At 71.9% G+C, this 19,184-nt stretch carries 18 protein-coding genes; 12 read left to right on the top strand and 6 right to left on the bottom strand.

Annotated features, from left to right (window positions below):
- The first annotated feature begins 302 nt into the window (after positions 1-302).
- Both whiG and ACZ7LY_RS22185 read left to right on the top strand, forming a co-directional pair.
- Positions 303-1,142 carry an RNA polymerase sigma factor WhiG gene (whiG, locus tag ACZ7LY_RS22190; RefSeq protein WP_471626389.1) on the top strand — a complete coding sequence of 280 codons (840 nt, stop codon included), beginning with the start codon at positions 303-305 and terminating at the stop codon, positions 1,140-1,142.
- Positions 1,143-1,344: 202 nt separating this feature from the next.
- Positions 1,345-1,902 carry a TetR/AcrR family transcriptional regulator gene (locus ACZ7LY_RS22185; RefSeq protein ID WP_471626388.1) on the top strand — a complete coding sequence of 186 codons (558 nt, stop codon included), beginning with the start codon at positions 1,345-1,347 and terminating at the stop codon, positions 1,900-1,902.
- A 100-nt stretch (positions 1,903-2,002) separates the two neighbouring features.
- On the opposite strand, the gene ACZ7LY_RS22180 is transcribed toward ACZ7LY_RS22185, so the two are convergent.
- Entirely contained in the window at positions 2,003-2,614 is a 612-nt protein-coding gene (locus tag ACZ7LY_RS22180) for a M23 family metallopeptidase (protein ID WP_471626387.1), read from the bottom strand.
- 295 nt (positions 2,615-2,909) lie between these two features.
- On the opposite strand from ACZ7LY_RS22180, the gene rpsB reads away from it, so the two are divergent.
- The 10 genes from rpsB to ACZ7LY_RS22130 all read left to right on the top strand — a co-directional run bounded on the left by rpsB (position 2,910) and on the right by ACZ7LY_RS22130 (position 14,366).
- On the top strand, positions 2,910-3,827 hold the full coding sequence (rpsB, locus tag ACZ7LY_RS22175) for a 30S ribosomal protein S2 (protein WP_471626386.1): 918 nt from the start codon (positions 2,910-2,912) through the stop codon (positions 3,825-3,827).
- Positions 3,828-3,950: 123 nt separating this feature from the next.
- Entirely contained in the window at positions 3,951-4,787 is an 837-nt protein-coding gene (gene tsf / locus ACZ7LY_RS22170) for a translation elongation factor Ts (protein ID WP_471626385.1), read from the top strand.
- A 181-nt stretch (positions 4,788-4,968) separates the two neighbouring features.
- A complete protein-coding gene (gene pyrH, locus ACZ7LY_RS22165) occupies positions 4,969-5,742 on the top strand; it encodes a UMP kinase (RefSeq protein ID WP_471626384.1) in 774 nt (257 codons plus the stop codon).
- A 133-nt stretch (positions 5,743-5,875) separates the two neighbouring features.
- Complete coding sequence (frr, locus tag ACZ7LY_RS22160) at positions 5,876-6,433, top strand: ribosome recycling factor (RefSeq protein WP_471626383.1); 558 nt, start codon at positions 5,876-5,878, stop codon at positions 6,431-6,433.
- 647 nt (positions 6,434-7,080) lie between these two features.
- Entirely contained in the window at positions 7,081-8,079 is a 999-nt protein-coding gene (locus tag ACZ7LY_RS22155; RefSeq protein ID WP_471626467.1) for a phosphatidate cytidylyltransferase, read from the top strand.
- A gap of 195 nt (positions 8,080-8,274) precedes the next feature.
- Positions 8,275-9,381: a dual-specificity RNA methyltransferase RlmN gene (gene rlmN / locus ACZ7LY_RS22150; RefSeq protein ID WP_471626382.1), complete on the top strand. Its 1,107-nt coding sequence runs from the start codon at positions 8,275-8,277 to the stop codon at positions 9,379-9,381.
- A gap of 244 nt (positions 9,382-9,625) precedes the next feature.
- Complete coding sequence (locus tag ACZ7LY_RS22145) at positions 9,626-10,705, top strand: thiamine ABC transporter substrate-binding protein (protein WP_471626381.1); 1,080 nt, start codon at positions 9,626-9,628, stop codon at positions 10,703-10,705.
- Between the two features lie 167 nt (positions 10,706-10,872).
- Complete coding sequence (locus tag ACZ7LY_RS22140; protein WP_471626466.1) at positions 10,873-12,486, top strand: ABC transporter permease; 1,614 nt, start codon at positions 10,873-10,875, stop codon at positions 12,484-12,486.
- Positions 12,486-13,526, top strand: coding sequence for an ABC transporter ATP-binding protein (locus ACZ7LY_RS22135; RefSeq protein ID WP_471626380.1), 1,041 nt, complete (start codon positions 12,486-12,488; stop codon positions 13,524-13,526). Before ACZ7LY_RS22140 ends, ACZ7LY_RS22135 begins: the two co-directional genes overlap by 1 nt.
- Positions 13,527-13,535: 9 nt before the next feature.
- Entirely contained in the window at positions 13,536-14,366 is an 831-nt protein-coding gene (locus tag ACZ7LY_RS22130; protein ID WP_471626379.1) for a maleylpyruvate isomerase family mycothiol-dependent enzyme, read from the top strand.
- 203 nt (positions 14,367-14,569) lie between these two features.
- Here the strand turns inward: ACZ7LY_RS22130 and ACZ7LY_RS22125 are convergent, their stop codons facing one another.
- From ACZ7LY_RS22125 to ACZ7LY_RS22105, 5 genes are all read right to left on the bottom strand, one after another.
- Positions 14,570-15,244, bottom strand: a complete 675-nt coding sequence (locus ACZ7LY_RS22125) for an LAETG motif-containing sortase-dependent surface protein (RefSeq protein WP_471626378.1) — start codon at positions 15,242-15,244, stop codon at positions 14,570-14,572.
- Positions 15,245-15,421: 177 nt separating this feature from the next.
- The gene (locus ACZ7LY_RS22120; protein WP_471626377.1) at positions 15,422-16,576 is read right to left on the bottom strand and encodes an LOG family protein; all 1,155 of its coding nucleotides are present in this window, start codon (positions 16,574-16,576) and stop codon (positions 15,422-15,424) included.
- Positions 16,577-16,614: 38 nt separating this feature from the next.
- Entirely contained in the window at positions 16,615-17,025 is a 411-nt protein-coding gene (locus ACZ7LY_RS22115; protein ID WP_471626376.1) for a VOC family protein, read from the bottom strand.
- An 85-nt stretch (positions 17,026-17,110) separates the two neighbouring features.
- A complete protein-coding gene (locus ACZ7LY_RS22110) occupies positions 17,111-18,304 on the bottom strand; it encodes a hypothetical protein (protein ID WP_471626375.1) in 1,194 nt (397 codons plus the stop codon).
- Positions 18,286-19,029, bottom strand: coding sequence for an ABC transporter ATP-binding protein (locus ACZ7LY_RS22105; RefSeq protein ID WP_471626374.1), 744 nt, complete (start codon positions 19,027-19,029; stop codon positions 18,286-18,288). Before ACZ7LY_RS22105 ends, ACZ7LY_RS22110 begins: the two co-directional genes overlap by 19 nt.
- Positions 19,030-19,184: the final 155 nt, after the last annotated feature.

Raw genomic sequence — 19,184 nt, 5'->3', positions numbered from 1 at the left:
GTTGAGGCTCCGGGCCGGTCACGGACGGCGAGCGGACCGCCCGCGCAAGTCGCCCAACGGAACGTATCTGCGCGCGTACGATCCCATACCCTTCGCACACTGCGACACCACAGTCACGCTACGCTCACCAGGATTCGGGTTCGTCCCCTCAATCCGGAATCAGGCAGGTAGTTCGGTACGGATCATTCCCAGACGGGCAAGACGGCATCTTCATCAGCAAAGCACCCAGAACCACGCACACACCCATCCCCTCCCCCCTGACCGACACCCCAGGTACGCAGCAGAACGGCACAAGGCGGCGCATGCCACAGCACACCTCCGGGTCCGACCGGGCGGCGGTACCTCCCGCGGCCCGCGGCTCCAGCGTGCGGCCTCCGGCTCCCTCCTCCCTAGAGGAGCTGTGGAGGTCGTACAAGGCGACCGGCGACGAGCGGCTGCGCGAGCAGCTCATCCTGCACTACTCGCCCCTGGTCAAGTACGTCGCCGGCCGGGTCAGCGTGGGCCTGCCACCCAACGTGGAACAGGCCGACTTCGTGTCGTCCGGGGTCTTCGGGCTGATCGACGCCATCGAGAAGTTCGACATCGAGCGCGAGATCAAGTTCGAGACGTACGCCATCACCCGCATCCGCGGGGCCATGATCGACGAACTGCGCGCCCTCGACTGGATCCCACGCTCCGTACGCCAGAAAGCACGCAACGTCGAACGGGCCTACGCCACCCTGGAAGCCAAGCTGCGGCGCACCCCCTCCGAGAGCGAGGTCGCCCACGAGATGGGCGTCCCGCTGGAGGACCTGCACGCCGTGTTCAGCCAGTTGTCCCTGGCCAACGTCGTGGCCCTGGAGGAACTGCTGCACGTCGGCGGCGAGAGCGGCGACCGGCTCAGCCTCATGGACACCCTGGAGGACCACCACGCGGACAACCCCGTGGAGGTCGCCGAGGACCGGGAACTGCGCCGCTACCTGGCCCGCGCCATCAACACCCTGCCCGACCGCGAGAAGACCGTCGTGACGCTCTACTACTACGAAGGCCTCACCCTGGCCGAGATCGGCAACGTCCTGGGCGTCACGGAGAGCCGCGTCAGCCAGATCCACACCAAGTCCGTGCTCCAGCTCCGGGCGAAGCTGGCCAGTTTCGGACGGTGAACACACCCCGCCGCGACCGGTAGGCGAATCGTCCCTGCCGACAGGATCACCCCTGGTCGCAGGGGAGATCGGCGGGGGAGCGGCACCACCCCGCGAACCGCCCCGCACGCACCGCGCACCGGGTGCGGTGACGCCGCGACGACTCCCGCCCGCCACAGCACATCCGTAAAGTGGAGAGGTGCCAAGGATTCGAGCGGCCTCAGTGGCCGAGCACCGGACGATGCAGCGGGCCGCCCTTCTGGACGCGGCGCGCTCCCTGCTGTCGGAGGGCGGGACGGACGCGCTGACGTTCCCCGCGCTGGCGGAACGGACGGGCCTCGCACGCTCCTCCGTGTACGAGTACTTCAAGTCCCGCGCGGCGGTCGTCGAAGAACTGTGCGCGGTCGACTTCCCCGTCTGGGCGGCCGAGGTCGAAGCCGGCATGGCCCGCGCCACGACACCCGAAGGCAAGGTCGAGGCGTACGTCCGCGAACAACTCGCGCTGGTGGGGGACCGGCGCCACCGCGCCGTCGTCGCCATCTCCGCCAGCGAACTCGACGCCGGCGCCCGCGAGAAGATCCGGGCCGCGCACGGCGGACTCGTCGCCATGATCGTCGAAGCGCTCGGCGAGATGGGACACGAACAGCCCCGGCTCGCGGCCATGCTCCTCCAGGGCGTCGTGGACGCGGCCGTCCGCCGCATCGAACTGGGCGTAGCCGAGGACCACACGGCGATCGTGGAAGCGGCCGTGGCCATGGCCCTGCGGGGCGTCCAAGGCTGACCCTTGGGGGGCTCCCCCCCGCCGCCCCACGCAGCCCAGCCCCACCCGCCTCACCCGCCCGGGCAGCCCCCAGTCACCCCACTCACCCCACTCACCCCACTCACCCCACCCCCCAAACAGGCAGCAGCCGGTACCCAACGGAACGCCGCACCGGCAGAAGCGCCATCGGGTCCAAATAAGTGGCGCCGCGGAGCAGACCCCAGTGCAGGCAGGACGGGGTGGTGGGTGGGCAGTGGCCTGTGGGGAGTTCCAGCGTGCCGATGGTGTCGCCGGCGTGGACCGGGGCGCCGCGGGGCAGGGTCGCCGTCACCGGTTCGTAGGTGGTGCGCAGCGGCGGATCTCCCGTATCGGCCAGTTCGACGACGAGCACGCCGCGTCCGGCGATCCGGCCCGCGTAGGAGATCCGGCCGTCCGTGACCGCGCGGACCGGTGCGCCGATGGGGGCCGCCAGGTCGACGCCGCGGTGTCCGGGACCGTACGGCGTCGCCGGTGGGGTCCAGGGGCGGACCAGGGGCGGGTCCTCGCCGACCGGCCAGTAGCGGGCGCGGGGGACGGGTGGCTCGGCGGGTGTCGTGGCCGTCGCGGGCGCCGCCGCGAGCCCGAGGGCGCAGGCGGCGCCGAGCGCGAAGGCCCGGGCCGTCCGGCGGACCGGCCCCCGCACCGCCCCCGGAGACGGCGGGCCGGGTGGACCGGGTGGCCCGGGATTCGTCACGCACAGTAGTTTTCGCATGTCTCTGAGCGTGCCCGGAGATGGCGCCGCGCGGGGATCATGGCGAGGAATGGTGGACTACTGGTCGGTTGTGGACATCGGCGTCACCCGGTACCTCGCGGGTCCCGTACACTTCATGTGGCGATCCGGGCCACCGGATCGACTTCGCACGCCCCGACACCGGACGCGAGTCCAGCGGGTGCAGCGCCCATCGGTCCCGTACCAGCGAAAGCGACGTACGTGGCGAGCGCGCACCGGGGCGTCAGGAAACAACCGAGAACACATGAGGAGTACGGCCATGGCCGTCGTCACGATGCGGGAGCTGCTGGAGAGCGGCGTCCACTTCGGTCACCAGACCCGTCGTTGGAACCCGAAGATGAAGCGCTTCATCTTCACGGAGCGCAACGGCATCTACATCATCGACCTGCTCCAGTCGCTGTCGTACATCGACCGCGCCTACGAGTTCGTCAAGGAGACCGTCGCCCACGGCGGCACGGTCATGTTCGTCGGTACGAAGAAGCAGGCGCAGGAGGCCATCGCCGAGCAGGCCACCCGCGTCGGCATGCCCTACGTCAACCAGCGCTGGCTGGGCGGCATGCTCACCAACTTCTCGACCGTCTACAAGCGTCTGCAGCGCCTCAAGGAGCTCGAGCAGATCGACTTCGAGGACGTCGCCGCGTCCGGTCTGACCAAGAAGGAGCTTCTCGTGCTGTCGCGCGAGAAGGCCAAGCTGGAGAAGACCCTCGGCGGTATCCGCGAGATGTCCAAGGTTCCCAGCGCCGTCTGGATCGTGGACACCAAGAAGGAGCACATCGCTGTCGGCGAGGCCCGGAAGCTCAACATTCCGGTCGTCGCGATCCTCGACACGAACTGTGACCCCGACGAGGTCGACTACAAGATCCCGGGCAACGACGACGCGATCCGCTCCGTCACCCTGCTCACCCGCGTGATCGCCGACGCCGTCGCCGAGGGCCTCATCGCCCGTTCCGGCCAGGCCGCGGGCGACCAGAAGCCGGGCGAGAAGGCCCAGGGCGAGCCGCTCGCCGAGTGGGAGCGCGACCTGCTCGAGGGCGAGAAGAAGGCCGACGAGAAGGCCGACGACAAGGTCGAGGACAAGGCTGAGGAGAAGGCTGAGGAGGCCCCGGCCGCCGAGGCTGCCGCCGCTCCCGCCGAGGCCCCGGCCGAGGCTCCGGCCGCGGACACCGAGCAGGCCTGACCCGTTCGGGAATCCGGAAGCATGAGGTGACGGCGGGGGTCGGCTTCGGCCCCCGCCGTTCACCCGTGGCCTCCACTGTCGTTCTCAGACTGCTTCAGACTTCGTAGAGAGAAAAACAGGATCATGGCGAACTACACCGCCGCTGACGTCAAGAAGCTCCGTGAGCTCACGGGCGCCGGCATGATGGACTGCAAGAAGGCGCTCGACGAGGCCGAGGGCAACGTCGACAAGGCCGTCGAGGCGCTGCGCATCAAGGGCCAGAAGGGCGTCGCCAAGCGCGAGGGCCGTTCCGCCGAGAACGGTGCCGTCGTCTCCCTCATCGCCGACGACAACACCTCCGGTGTCATCGTCGAGCTGAAGTGCGAGACGGACTTCGTCGCCAAGGGCGAGAAGTTCCAGGCCGTGGCGAACGAGATCGCCGCGCACATCGCCAAGACGCAGCCCGCCGACATCGAGGCCCTGCTCGCCTCCGAGATCGAGGCCGGCAAGACCGTCCAGGCGTACGTCGACGAGGCCAACGCCAACCTCGGCGAGAAGATCGTCCTGGACCGCTTCGCGCAGTTCTCCGGCGGCTACGTGACCGCGTACATGCACCGCACGATGCCCGACCTGCCCCCGCAGATCGGTGTCCTCGTCGAGCTGGACAAGGAGAACGCCGAGGTCGCCAAGGGCGTCGCGCAGCACATCGCCGCCTTCGCGCCGAAGTACCTCTCCAAGGACGACGTCCCGGCCGAGGTCGTCGAGTCCGAGCGCCGCGTCGCCGAGGAGACCACCCGCGCCGAGGGCAAGCCCGAGGCCGCCCTGCCGAAGATCGTCGAGGGTCGCCTCAACGGCTTCTTCAAGGACGCCACGCTGCTCGGCCAGCCGTACGCCCTCGACAACAAGAAGTCCGTCGAGAAGGTCCTCCAGGAGGCCGGTGTCACCCTGAAGCGCTTCTCGCGCATCAAGGTCGGCATCTGAGTCCGTACCGCGACCGAAGCGGGACCCGCTAGGGTCGACAGCAGCCGTCCGGGCGCGCGCACGCGCACCCGCCGGGCGGCCGCAGATGTGACGAGGAGGCCATTGCCGCGCAGGGATGCGAAACACCCCACCGGCAATGGCCTTCTCGTATGTGTGCCGAGCAAGAAGAGGCGAGATTTCCATGACCACCACCCAGGCAGCCGACAAAGGCGACACGAGCGACGACGGCAAAGGCGCGGGGCGCTTTCTGCTGAAGCTGTCCGGCGAGGCATTCGCCGGGGGCGGGGGTCTGGGCGTCGACCCCGACGTGGTGCACGCCATCGCCCGTGAGATCGCGGCCGTCGTCCGCGACGGGGCGCAGATCGCCGTCGTCATCGGCGGCGGCAACTTCTTCCGCGGCGCCGAGCTCCAGCAGCGCGGCATGGACCGGGCCCGCTCCGACTACATGGGCATGCTCGGCACCGTCATGAACTGCCTCGCCCTCCAGGACTTCCTGGAGAAGGAGGGCATCGACTGCCGCGTCCAGACCGCCATCACCATGGGCCAGGTCGCCGAGCCGTACATCCCGCTGCGCGCCGTACGGCACCTGGAGAAGGGCCGCGTCGTGATCTTCGGCGCCGGCATGGGCATGCCGTACTTCTCCACCGACACGACCGCCGCGCAGCGCGCCCTGGAGATCGACGCCGAGGCGCTGCTCATGGGCAAGAACGGCGTGGACGGGGTCTACGACTCGGACCCGAAGACCAACCCCGCCGCCGTCAAGTTCGACGCCCTCAGCTACGGCGAGGTCATCACCCGCGACCTCAAGGTCGCCGACATGACCGCGATCACCCTGTGCCGCGACAACAAGCTCCCGATCCTCGTCTTCGAGCTGCTGACGTCCGGCAATATCGCCCGCGCCGTCAAGGGTGAGAAGATCGGGACGCTCGTGGGCGACCAGGGCACCCGCGCCTGACTCTCAGGCCCCGCCCCGTCCCGCGAGGGATGGACAATGTCCTGCCGGTCGGACACCGTGCAGGAAAGACACGCGACGCAGCCGGCCGCCCCCGTGCACGCCGGGCCTCACTCAAGACACGCAGGAGCAAGTGGTGATCGAAGAGACCCTCCTCGAGGCCGAGGAGAAGATGGAGAAGGCCGTCGTGGTCGCCAAGGAGGACTTCGCCGCGATCCGTACCGGTCGTGCGCACCCGGCGATGTTCAACAAGATCGTGGCCGACTACTACGGCGCGCTGACGCCGATCAACCAGCTGGCGTCGTTCTCGGTCCCCGAGCCGCGCATGGCCGTGGTGACCCCGTTCGACAAGACCGCGCTGCGCAACATCGAGCAGGCGATCCGCGACTCCGACCTCGGCGTCAACCCGAGCAACGACGGCAGCATCATTCGTGTGACGTTCCCCGAGCTGACCGAGGAGCGCCGCCGCGACTACATCAAGGTCGCCAAGTCCAAGGCCGAGGACAGCAAGGTCTCCATCCGCTCGGTGCGCCGCAAGGCCAAGGACGCCATCGACAAGGCGGTCAAGGACGGCGAGATCGGCGAGGACGAGGGCCGTCGCGGCGAGAAGGAACTCGACGACACCACCGCCAAGTACGTGGCCCAGGTCGACGAGCTGCTCAAGCACAAGGAAGCCGAGCTGCTCGAAGTCTGAGCGAGCGCGGAACATCGAGGTACGAGGAATCCGTGAACGACTCTTCCTGGGGGGCGCCGGCCGGGCCCGGACCGTTCGGGCCCGCCGAGCAGGGGCCCGCATACGGTCAGGGCTCGTCCCCCGGCCAGGTCCCCGGCCACAGCCAGGCGCAGGGGCAGGGCGGCCAGAACGCCGCGTACGGCCAGAGCGCCGTTCACGGCCAGAGCCAGAGCCAGGGCCAGGGCCAGGACCAGGCTTTCGGCCCGGGTCAGGACGCCGGTCAGGGCCAGGGCTTTGGCCCGGGCCCCGGCCAGGGCCCGTACGGCGGCGACGCTTCGTACGGCGCTGGTGGTGCCTCGTACAGCGGTGACGTCGCGTACGGGGGTGCCGCTCACGGCGGTGGCTCGTACGGGACTGCCTCGTACGGGAGTGCCTCGTACGGGGGTGCTTCGCACGGTGGGCGGGCCGCCTATGGCGAGGGTGCCGCGTACGGCGAGGGTGCCGCCTATGGCGAGGGTGCCGCGTTCGCCGGCGAGAGTCCTTCCTACGGTGACGGCTCCTCGTACGGTCATGGCGGCCCCGCGTACGACCAGGGACACGCCCCGGCGGGTCCCGCGTACGAACAGCACGCGGTCGATGAGACTCGGCCCATGCCCATCGTGCCCGATATGCCCGACGTGCCCGCCGGTGGCGGTGACGCGGACCAGGACGGCGACCAGGGGGCTGCTCGGCCGAGCGGTGCCCGCTTCCGCGACGACCCGACCCCGCCCCCGAACATGCCGCAGCCTCCGCAGGAGCCCATGCCCAGCGCAGCACCGCAGCCCGCCCCGGCGGAGCCGCAGAAGCAGAAGAAGAGCGCGGGCCGCGACCTCGGTGCGGCCATAGGGGTCGGTGTCGGCCTCGGCGCGGTGATCATCGCGTCCCTGTTCATCGTCAAGGCCGTCTTCATCGGCGTGATAGCGCTCGCCGTCGTCGTGGGCCTGTGGGAGCTGACCTCCCGCCTCGACGAACGCAAGGGCATCAAGGCCCCGCTCGTCCCGCTCGCCGTGGGCGGCGCCGCGATGGTCGTCGCCGGGTACGTGCGCGGAGCCGAGGGCGCCTGGGTGGCGATGGCGCTGACCGCCCTCGCGGTACTCGTCTGGCGGATGACGGAACCGCCCGAGGGATACCTCAAGGACGTCACGGCCGGGGTGTTCGCCGCGTTCTACGTGCCGTTCCTGGCGACGTTCGTGGCGCTCATGCTGACGGCGGACGACGGGCCGTGGCGCGTGCTGACGTTCCTCATCCTCACCGTCGTCTCCGACACCGGGGCGTACGCGATCGGCTGGCGGTTCGGCAAGCACAAGCTGGCGCCGCGCATCAGCCCCGGCAAGACCCGCGAGGGACTTCTCGGCGCGGTCTCGTTCGCCATGGTGGCGGGCGTGCTGTGCATGCAGTTCCTCATCGACGACGGCACCTGGTGGCAGGGGCTCGTCATCGGGGCCTGCGTCGCCGCGAGCGCCACGCTCGGCGACCTCGGCGAGTCCATGATCAAGAGGGACCTCGGCATCAAGGACATGGGCACGCTGCTGCCCGGCCACGGCGGCATCATGGACCGCCTGGACTCCCTGCTGCCGACGGCCCCCGTGGTCTGGCTGCTGCTCGTCGCCTTCGTCGGCACGGGCTGACCCTGCCCCACGTACCCTCTTCGACGGGCCCTCGCCACTACGGCGGGGGCCCGCCGTCGTCTCCGATCACGCGCATGGGAGAGCGGGCGCCCCGGAACAAGGCCTCACCGTCGCGGAGGCGGTCATCGGGCCGGTCCAGGGCCTGCGGAGCGCGACCCGAGGGCACCCCGCCGGATCTGCGACACTGGTACAGCCATGCCTAAGCCCGGAGAACTTACCTTTGTCGCGCCGCGCGGAGCCAAGAAGCCGCCGCGGCATCTCGCCGATCTGACGCCCGCCGAGCGGAAGGAGGCCGTTGCCGCGATCGGGGAGAAGCCGTTTCGTGCCAAGCAGCTTTCCGCGCACTACTTCGCGCGGTACGCGCACGACCCCGCGGAGTGGACCGACATCCCCGCCGGGTCGCGCGAGAAGCTGCGGGAGGCGCTGCTGCCCGAGCTGATGACCGTCGTACGGCACCTGTCGACCGACAACGACACGACCCGTAAGACGCTGTGGAGGCTGTTCGACGGGACGCTCGTCGAGTCCGTGCTCATGCGGTACCCCGACCGGGTCACCATGTGCATCTCCTCGCAGGCCGGGTGCGGGATGAACTGCCCGTTCTGTGCCACCGGGCAGGCCGGGCTCGACCGGAACCTGTCGACCGGGGAGATCGTCCACCAGATCGTCGACGGGATGCGCGCGCTGCGCGACGGGGAGATCCCGGGCGGGCCCGCGCGGCTGTCCAACATCGTCTTCATGGGGATGGGGGAGCCGCTCGCCAACTACAAGCGGGTCGTCCAGTCCATCCGCGCCCTCACCGACCCCGAGCCGGACGGTCTCGGGCTGTCGCAGCGCGGGATCACCGTGTCGACGGTCGGCCTCGTGCCCGCCATCCACCGGTTCGCCGACGAGGGCTTCAAGTGCCGGCTCGCCATCTCGCTGCACGCCCCCGACGACGAACTGCGCGACACCCTCGTCCCCGTCAACACGCGGTGGAAGGTACGGGAGGTGCTCGACGCCGGCTGGGAGTACGCGGCCAAGTCCGGGCGCCGGCTGTCCATCGAATACGCGCTGATCCGGGACATCAACGACCAGGCGTGGCGCGGTGACCGGCTCGGGCGGCTGCTCCGCGGCAAGCCCGTCCACGTCAACCTCATCCCGCTGAACCCGACGCCCGGGTCGAAGTGGACCGCGTCGCGGCCCGAGGACGAGAAGGCGTTCGTCGACGCCATCGCCGCCCACGGCGTCCCCGTCACCATCCGCGACACCCGTGGCCAGGAGATCGACGGGGCGTGTGGTCAGCTCGCCGCCACCGAGCGGTAGCCTGGGCTCGTAGCACAGCACAGCCAGACGTCCACAGACGGACACCCACAACCACATATTCCGACAGGGGAGCGCCACAGCGCTGAGAGTGCGGGGACAGGCCCGCAGACCCTCTGAACCTCGCCCAGGTCATTCTGGGTAGGAAGTTCGGTCACCACTCAAGCTGTTGCGCCCTGCCCGGAGTCCATCGAGGCCCCGGGCAGGGCCGCGTCTCTTCCTGGCCACCCCCAGGAGGACATTTCCAGTGAGCAAGAAGACGTCGTACATCGCCGTGGCCGTCGGCCTCGGCCTGGTCACGCTGTCCGCGTGCGGGTCGTCCACCGGCTCCGCCTCCGGCGGCGACTCCAAGACCGTCACCCTCGTCAGCCACGACTCGTGGGCCGTCTCGAAGAACGTCCTCAAGGACTTCGAGAAGCGGTCCGGCTACCAGGTCAAGGTCCTCAAGGGCGGCGACGCCGGCGAGACCGTCAACAAGGCCATCCTCTCCAAGGGCAACCCGCAGGGCGACGTCCTCTTCGGCATCGACAACACCCTGCTCTCCCGCGCCCTCGACAACGGCCTGTTCACCCCCTACCGCGCCCACGGACTCGACCAGGTCGAGGGCGCCTACCGGCTCGACGCCGGCAAGGACCGCGTCACGCCCGTCGACACCGGCGACATCTGCGTCAACTACGACAAGAAGTACTTCGCGCAGCACAAGATCGCCCCGCCCGCCTCCTTCGCGGACCTCACCAAGCCCGCGTACAAGGACCTCCTCGTCACCGAGAACGCCGCCACGTCCTCGCCCGGCCTCGGCTTCCTGCTCGGCTCCGCCGCCCGCTACGGCGACGACGGCTGGCAGGGCTACTGGAAGAAGCTGAAGGCCAACGGCGTCAAGGTCGTCGACGGCTGGGACCAGGCGTACAACGAGGAGTTCAGCGGCAGCGCCGGCGGCAGGAAGGCGGGCGGCGACCGGCCGCTCGTCGTCTCCTACGCCTCCTCCCCGCCCGCCGAGGCCATCTACGCCGACCCGCAGCCGAAGACCTCGCCCGTCGGCGTCGCCACCGGCACCTGCTTCCGGCAGATCGAGTTCGCCGGGCTGCTCGACGGCGCGAAGAACACCAAGGGCGGCAAGGCGCTGATCGACTTCCTGGTCTCCAAGGAGTTCCAGCAGGACATGCCGCTCAACATGTTCGTCGACCCCGTCACCGAGAACGCCACCGCGCCCGCCGACTACACCAAGTACGCCGTCAAGGTCGACAAGCCGGGCACCCTCAGCCCGCGCGCCATCGCCGACCACCGGGACGACTGGGTCAAGGCATGGACCGCTCTCGTACTGAAGTGACCGATGTGGCCGAGAGTGCCGGGGGGACCGAGGGGATCGAAGCGGCTGACGTGAACAAGGTGACCGAAGCGGCTGAAGTGACCGAGGCGATGGATGCCGGCGGCGCGGTCCGCGCGGCTTCCCGTACGCGGGCCGGCCGTGCGGGGAGCCTGACGCGGCTCGCGCTCATGGCCCTGCCCCTCGCCTTCTTCGGCGTGTTCTTCGCCTGGCCCGTCGTCGCCATCGTGCGGCGCGGGCTGGTCACCGGCGGCGCCTGGCACCTCGGCCGGATCACCGACGTGCTCGCCCAGCCCGACATCCGGCACGTGCTCTGGTTCACGGTGTGGCAGGCGCTCGCCTCCACCGCCCTGACCCTGCTCCTCGCGCTGCCCGGCGCCTACGTCTTCGCCCGCCTCGACTTCCCCGGCAAGAACGTGCTGCGGGCCGTCGTCACCGTGCCGTTCGTCCTGCCGACCGTCGTCGTCGGCACCGCGTTCCTCGCCCTCGTCGGCCGCGGCGGGCTCCTCGACGAGCTGTGGGGGCTGCGCCTGGACACCACCGTGTGGGCGATCCTGCTCGCGCACGTCTTCTTCAACTACGCCGTCGTCGTACGGACCGTCGGCGGCCTGTGGGCCCAGCTCGACCCCCGCCAGGAGGAAGCCGCGCGGATGCTCGGCGCCTCCCGGCTCACCGCCTGGCGCACGGTCACCCTGCCGGCGCTCGGCCCGGCGGTCGCCGCCGCCGCGCTCATGGTCTTCCTGTTCACCTTCACCTCCTTCGGCGTCGTGCAGATCCTCGGCGGCCCCGGCTTCTCCACCCTCGAAGTCGAGATCTACCGGCAGACCGCCCAGATCTTCGACCTGTCCACGGCCGCCGTCCTCACCCTCGTCCAGTTCGCCGCGGTCGGCCTGATCCTGCTCGTCCACGCCTGGACCGTGCGCCGCCGCGAGAGCGCCCTGCGGCTCGTCGACGCCGCGCACACCGCGCGCCGGCCGCGCGGCGCCGCCCAGCGGACCCTGCTCGGGGCGGTCCTCGCCAGCATCGCCGTACTGATCCTGCTGCCGCTCGGCGTCCTCGTGCAGCGCTCCCTCGACACCCCCGGCGGTTGGGGCCTCGGCTACTTCCGCGCCCTCGGCGACGCCGACGGCGGCACCTTCCTCGTGCCGCCGGTGAACGCCGTGTGGAACTCGCTCCAGTACGCCCTCGCCGCCACCGCCATCGCTCTCGTCGTCGGCGGGCTCGCCGCCGCGGCCCTGACCCGCCGCGCGGGCCGTCTCGTACGAGGGTTCGACGCGCTGCTCATGCTGCCGCTCGGGGTGTCCGCCGTGACCGTCGGGTTCGGCTTCCTCATCACGCTCGACCGGCCGCCGCTCGACCTGCGCGCCTCCTGGATCATCGTCCCGCTCGCCCAGGCCCTGGTCGGCGTGCCCTTCGTCGTACGGACCATGCTGCCGGTGCTGCGGGCGGTCGACGGACGGCTGCGGGAGGCCGCCGCCGTGCTTGGGGCGTCGCCGTGGCGGGCCTGGCGGGAGGTGGACCTGCCGCTGGTGCGCAGGGCGCTGCTCGTCGCGGCCGGATTCGCGTTCGCCGTCTCCCTCGGTGAGTTCGGCGCGACCGTGTTCATCGCGCGGCCCGACAACCCGACGCTGCCCGTCGCCGTCGCCCGCCTCCTCGGGCGGGCCGGTGACCTCAACTACGGGCAGGCGATGGCCCTGTCGACCGTCCTCATGGTCGTCTGCGCCGCCGCCCTGCTCCTGCTCGAACGCCTGCGGCCCGCCAAGGCCACGACCGGGGAGTTCTGATGTCGCTGCTCCAACTCGACGCCGCCACCGTACGGTTCGGCGGACGCGCCGCACTCGACGGCGTGGACCTCGCCGTCGCCGAGCACGAGATCGTGTGCGTCCTCGGCCCGAGCGGCAGCGGCAAGTCCACGCTGCTGCGGGCCGTCGCCGGACTGCAACCCCTCGACGCGGGCCGGGTCTCGCTCGCGGGCCGCGACCTGGACGGGGTGCCCGCGCACCGGCGCGGGGTCGGCCTGATGTTCCAGGACCACCAGTTGTTCCCGCAGCGCGACGTCGGCGGCAACGTCGCCTTCGGACTGCGCATGCGCGGCATGGCCCGCACCGAACAGGCCGACCGGGTACGGGAGTTGCTGCGCCTGGTCGGGCTGCCCGGCGCCGAACGCCGGGCCGTCGCCGCGCTGTCCGGGGGTGAGCAGCAGCGCGTCGCGCTCGCCCGCGCCCTCGCGCCCCGCCCCCGCCTGCTCATGCTGGACGAACCGCTCGGCCAGCTCGACCGCTCCCTGCGCGAACGGCTCGTCGTCGAACTGCGGGAACTCTTCGGCCGGTTGGGCACCACCGTGCTCGCCGTCACCCACGACCAGGGCGAGGCGTTCGCGCTCGCGGACCGGGTCGTCGTCATGCGGGACGGGCGCGTCGCCCAGACCGGCACGCCCCTGGACGTCTGGCAGCGGCCCGCCGACGCGTTCGTCGCCCGCTTCCTCGGCTTCGACAACGTCGTCCCCGCCACCGTCACCGGCGAGGCCGCCGACACCCCCTGGGGCAAACTGCCCGTCCCGCCCGGCAGCGCGCAGGGCCCGGCCGGACTCCTCGTACGGCCCGCAGGAGTACGGCTCGTGCCCGCCGCCGACGCCCAGTTGACCTGCACGGTCACCGCCCGCACCTTCCGCGGCACCCATGTCGCCCTGCACCTCCAGGCCCCCGGCGCGCCGCGCCTGGAAGCGGCCTGCGCGCTGCGGGACGCGCCGGAGACGGGCGCCGAGGTCGGGGTACGGTTCGACGCGGCCGAAATCGTGATGCTGCCGGGAGCGGACGCTCCGTAGAGTCGCCGCATGACGACATCCGTGCCGCCACAGGGCGAACCCGCCACGTCAGGACAGCTCTCCCACGACCGCTACTGCGACGAGATCATCGCCCAGACCGACCTGCTGCGCCGCCACCTCGCGGGCGCCGACCTCGACACCCGGGTGCCCACCTGCCCCGACTGGACGCTGCGCGACCTCGCCGTGCACGTCGGCGGCGCCCACCGCTGGGTCGAGGAGATCGTCCGCACCCGCGCCGAGGCCAACGTCGACCTCAGCCCGCAGCGCCCCGAGAGCGACGACGCGGCCGCCCTGGACGCCTGGCTGGCCGACGGTGCCCGGCGCACCGCCGACACCCTGCGCGCCGCGGGCGCCGACACCGCCTGCTGGTCCTGGGCCTGGGAGCACAGCGCCGGGTTCTGGGCGCGGCGCATGGCCCACGAGACGGTGATCCACCGCGCCGACGCCGCCCTCACGGTGGGCGCCGACTACGACGTGCCGCAGGACCTCGCCGCCGACGCCGTGGACGAGTGGCTCCAGATCGTCGTGTTCGTCCAGCAGGCCGGATACTTCCCCGCGGTGGGCGCGCTGCGCGGTACCGGCCGCACCCTGCATCTGCACGCCACCGACACCGGCGCCGACACCGGGGCCGGCCTCGACGCGGAGTGGCTCATCGAGATCGCCGACGAGGGCGTGGTCTGGCGGCGCGGACACGAGAAGGCCGATGTGGCGCTGCGCGGGCCGCTGACCGCGCTGCTCCTCGCGTTCTACCGGCGCGAGCCCGTGGACGCGGGCCGCGTCGAGGTGCTCGGCGACCGGGACGTGCTGGACTTCTGGCTGGAGCGGGCCACCTTCGGCTGACCGGCACGGCACACCCCCCCCGGGGGGTGCACCCGCGCCCGCCCGCGCCCTCGGGGTGCAGCCCCCGCTTCCCGGCCCGCGCGCACCCGCACCGCCCGCCCGCGCGCACCCACGCCCACAAGCGCCCGCACCCCCGCCCCGGCGCACGCGAAAGGGGGGCGGCCGTACGGGACGGCCGCCCCCTGACGCACGCTGGGCCGGGGTCAGCCCTTCGCGCCGCCGCGCTTGCGCAGGGCGAACACGACCGCGCCGCCCGCGACGACCAGCGCCGCCGCGATGCCCGCGATCAGGCCCGTGTTGGAACTGGCGCCCGTCTCGGCCAGGTTGTCCGAACCGCCCGCGGGAGACGCGGAGTTGCTCGGCACCGGGGCAGGCGCGGCCGACGTGGACGCCGGGGCGGACGGACTCGGCGTGGCGGTCGCCGCCGGGGGCTTCGACGCGGTCGGCGTCGGCTTCGGCGCCGGCGTCTTGGTCGGCGGCGGGCCCGGCTTCTTGCCGCAGCCCTTGTCCGGCGTCGTCAGGTCCGGCGTGATGTCCTCGTCGACCTGGTCGCCGGCCTTGACGTGCACGCGGTACGTCGCCTTCGGCTGCCAGTCCTCCTCGAAGCGGACGGTGACGCCCTCGCGGGTGCCCCTGACCGTCTGCGAGCCGATCTCCTTGTCGCCGGAGAAGACCGTCACGGTCGCCTCGGCGCCCGAGGGGTCCTTGTCGGTGACGGTGATGACGCCCTGCGCGCCGTCGCAGACCGCGGCGGCGGTGAACTCGCTGATGTTGCACGCCGACGCGGAGCCGGCGACGCCGAGGGTCAGCGCGGTCGCGGCACACGCCACACCGGCCAGACGCACGGCGCGTACGGATATACGGGGGGTTACGGACACGGTTGTCCTTCACGGGATCTTGAGCAGATGAGGGGGGTGCGGTGAGGGAGCACCACGGCTCCTGCCTCAGCACCCTCACGGTCCCCTCACGTTTACAACGCACGGTGACGGAGCGTCAATACGCCGTGAGTAACGGGAGTTGATACTTGACCCGCCGTTGGCCCGGCTCCGTACGGTTCACGCCATGCGGGACAGGGCCTCGGCCGCCTCCTCGACACGGTCCACGAGCGCGATCCGCGCCTCCATCGACCGCTCGCGCGCGAGCGCCCGCAGCAGCGGCCACGCGGGCAGCTCCTCGGTCCAGTGCGCGCGCCCCACCAGCACCATCGGCGTCGGTTCGCCCCGCGACCCGTAGTAGTTGGGCGTGGCGTTGTCGAAGATCTCCTGGACCGTGCCCGCCGCGCCCGGCAGGAACACCACCCCCGCGTTCGAGCGCGCGAGCAGACCGTCCTCGCGGGTGGCGTTGGCGAAGTACTTGCCCAGATGTGACGCGAAAGCGTTGGGCGGCTCGTGCCCGTAGAACCACGTCGGGATGCCGACCGATTCGCCGCCCCCGGGATGGCGGTCCCGTACGGCGAAGGCCGCGCGCGCCCACTCCGTCACCGACGGCGTGAACGAGGGCGCGGCGGCGAGCAGCCGCAGCGCCGGGTCGAGGGCGTCGTCGGCGGCGGGCGCGAGATACGCGCCGAGGTTCGCCGCCTCCATCGCGCCGGGGCCGCCGCCCGTGGCGACGGTGAGGCCCGCGCGGGCCAGCGTCCTGCCGAGCCGGGCCGCGCCCGCGTACGCGTCGGTGCCCCGGGCCATCGCGTGGCCGCCCATCACGCCCACGACCCTTCTGCCCGTGAGGAGTTCGTCGAGGGCGTCGGAGATCGAGTCGTCGTGCACGGCGCGCAGCATCGAGGCGAAGACGTCACCGTCCGCCTTGGTGCGCTGGAACCAGTCGTAGGCGCGGGCGTCCGGCGTCGCCTCGTAACCGCCCTCGGCGAGCGAGGCGTACAGCTCGTCCGGTGTGTACAGGCGGCCCCGGTAGGGGTCGAAGGGGAGGCCGGGGACCGGCGGGAAGACGAGGGCGCCGCGCGCGCGGACGCGGACGGCGGCCTCGGGGGCCATCGGGCAGCCGAGGAATATGGCGCCCGCGACGTCCGTCGTGAGCAACTCCTCGGTGCGCGCGGTCAGATCGACGGCCTGCACCCGGTGCCCGGCGAGCGTGCCGCGCGCGGCGACCTCGTCGAACTCGGCGAGCGACTCGATCTCACGCTCGTGCGCGGTGGCCGGCAGGGCGGGATCAGCGGGCTGACCGGGACGTCCGGGACGCTCGGGAGTGGGCTGCATCCCGCCATGCTAGGCACCGGGAGGAACGGTTCTGCCGGTCACCCCTCCTGGATGACGCTCGGGTCCATCCACGCGACCTCGAAGGTGTGGCCGTCGATGTCGTCGAAGGAGCGGCCGTACATGAAGCCGTGGTCCTGGGCCTCGCCGTGCTCGGTGCCGCCGGCGGCGATGGCCCGCTCGACCAGCTCGTCGACCTTCTCGCGGCTCTCCGCGCTCAGCGCGATCAGGACCTCGCTCTGCGACGTCGAGTCGATGATCTGCTTCTGCGTGAAGCCCGCGTACTTCTCCTTCGTCATGACCATGATGACGATGTGGTCGCTGACCACGATCGAGGAGGCGGTCTCGTCGGTGAACTGCTGGTTGATCGAGTAGCCCAGCTCGGTGAAGAACTTCTTCGACGCGTCGAGGTCGTTCACCGCGAGGTTCACAAAGATCATCTGCTGGTACATGAAAGGTCCTTCGCTCTGGGGGCCCGGTGCCCGGTCCGCCGTCGTCGTTCCGTACGCCTTCTTAGACAGCCGGACCCCACGAAACTCATCGGCCCAGCAGCGGAATTGCCGAAAGTTCTGCGACCGCCCAGGTCAGCGGTCCGAACAGGGCGAGCAGCGCCCCCGCCCGCAGCAGCGCCACGCTGCGCAGCGTCGTGGCGGGCGCGCCGAGCCGCAGCAGCGCCGTCGTCGTCGGACGGCGGTCCTGGCGGGCCTCCACGGCGGCCGTGGCGAGGGTGGCGAGCGTGCAGCCGGTGACGAGGAGCGCGCCGAGGAGCGTCAGCGGGCCGAGCGCGGGGCGGCTCGCGCCGTACAGCGTGTTCGCGGCGTACGCGCCGGAGGCGACGGCGCACACGACGCCGAGGGGGCGCCCGATGCGGCCCGCCTCCTCCATCAGCACGCGCCCCGCGAGCAGCCGTACCGCCCCGGGCCGCACCGCCTGGAGCGCGCGCCCGCACCAGAAGGTGAGGCCGGGCCCGGCGAGGGCGAGGCCGAGCGCGGTCAGCGCCCAGCCGGCGAGCACCCCGGCGGAGCTTCCGGCGAGGCCGCCCGGCATGGGCGGACCGCCGCTGCCGTGGCCGTGCTCCGCGTACGTCTCCACGGCGAGCCCGGCGGCGACCAGCGCGACGCCCCACGGCAGGCCGGCGGGCGCGGCGAGCCGGGGCTCGGCCTCCTGGAGTTCGCGGGCCGCCTCGTCCTCGTCGGCGCGGGCCGGGCGTGCCGCCCGCAGCAGGCGCGGGCGCAGGGCGAGGGCGCTGGCGGCGGACGCGGCGAGCGGCACGAACGTCAGCAGGGTCAGCGCGGCGGGCAGCGGCAGCGGGCGGCCGGCGCCGAGCAGGTCCCGGGCCGCGCCGTCGAAGGGCAGGCCGGACAGATCGCCGCGCAGATGCAGGAAGAACAGCAGCGCCAGCATCGAGCCGAGGGTGCAGGCGATGGCGGTGGAGATCGCCGAGAGCAGCGCGAGGCGGCCCGGGCCGAGGCCGACGGCGGACAGGCCCGAGCGGGGCCGCGTACCCGGGTCGGAGCGGGCGACGGCGACGGCGAACTGGACGGTGGCGGCGAGCGGCACCACGCACCAGCCGAGCCGCAGCAGGGCGTGCGGGGAGGCTTCGGGGTGGCTCATCGCGTAGCCCAGGGTGCACAGCAGCAGGAAGCCGGTGCCCGCCGACGCGGCGGCGACCAGCAGCCGGCGTACCTGGACCAGGGGACGGCCGCCGCGGGCTAGACGGAGAGCGAGCACGCGGCCCGGCCTTCCGTGTCGGTGAGCCCGGCGGGCAGGTGCACGGTGTTGACGCGGCGCCCGTCGAGCAGCGAGACCGTGCGGTCGGCGAGGGCCGCGACCGCGGAGTCGTGCGTGGCGAGGACGACGGTGATGTCGTGCGAGCGGGCCGCCGCGGTGAGCGTGCGCAGGATGTGGGTGCCCTCGGCGCGGTGCAGGGTCGCGGTGGGCTCGTCGGCGAAGACGAGCCGCGGGGCGTGCACGAGGGCGCGGGCGATGGCGACGCGCTGGCGCTCGGCCATGGTCAGGGCGTGCGGGCGCTTGCGGGCGGCCTGCCCGACGTCGAGCCGCTCCAGCCACTCCTGGGCCGTCGCCCTGGCCTCCTTGCGTCCCGCGCCGCGCAGCATCAGCGGCAGGGCGGCGTTCTCCCACACGTTCAGTTCGGGTACGAGGACGGGCTCGGGGTCGATCCAGCCGAAGCGGTCCCGGCGCAGCCGCTCGCGCACGAGGGGGCCCATGGCGTGCACGGGCGTGCTGTTGAACCAGACCTCGCCGCCCTTGTCGGGCAGCAGCGCGCCGGACAGGCAGCGCAGGAGGGTCGTCTTGCCGGCGCCGCGCGGGCCGCCGACGGCGAGGATCTCGCCCTCGCGCACGCCCAGCGAGACTCCGGTCAGGGCGGGGGAGCCGTTGTGGGAGAAGTGCAGGGCGCGTGCCCAGAGCACGTCGTTGTCCGGCGGGGCCACCATGGCGTACACCTCGGTTCAGATCAGTATTGCCGGGAAGTTCCCGTCCCCCTTCCGGGGGAACGAAGGCAGGGGCCGATCGGTCACTGGGCACGCTAGGTAGCCGGGGGCGAACCCGGACAAAAGGACGCGGCCCGGCCGCGCCCATCTCACTCGGA

The organism is Streptomyces sp. NPDC107550 (genome assembly GCF_055639095.1).
Note: the sequence above shows the minus strand (reverse complement) of the source record. Positions and strands in the feature narration are given on the sequence as shown.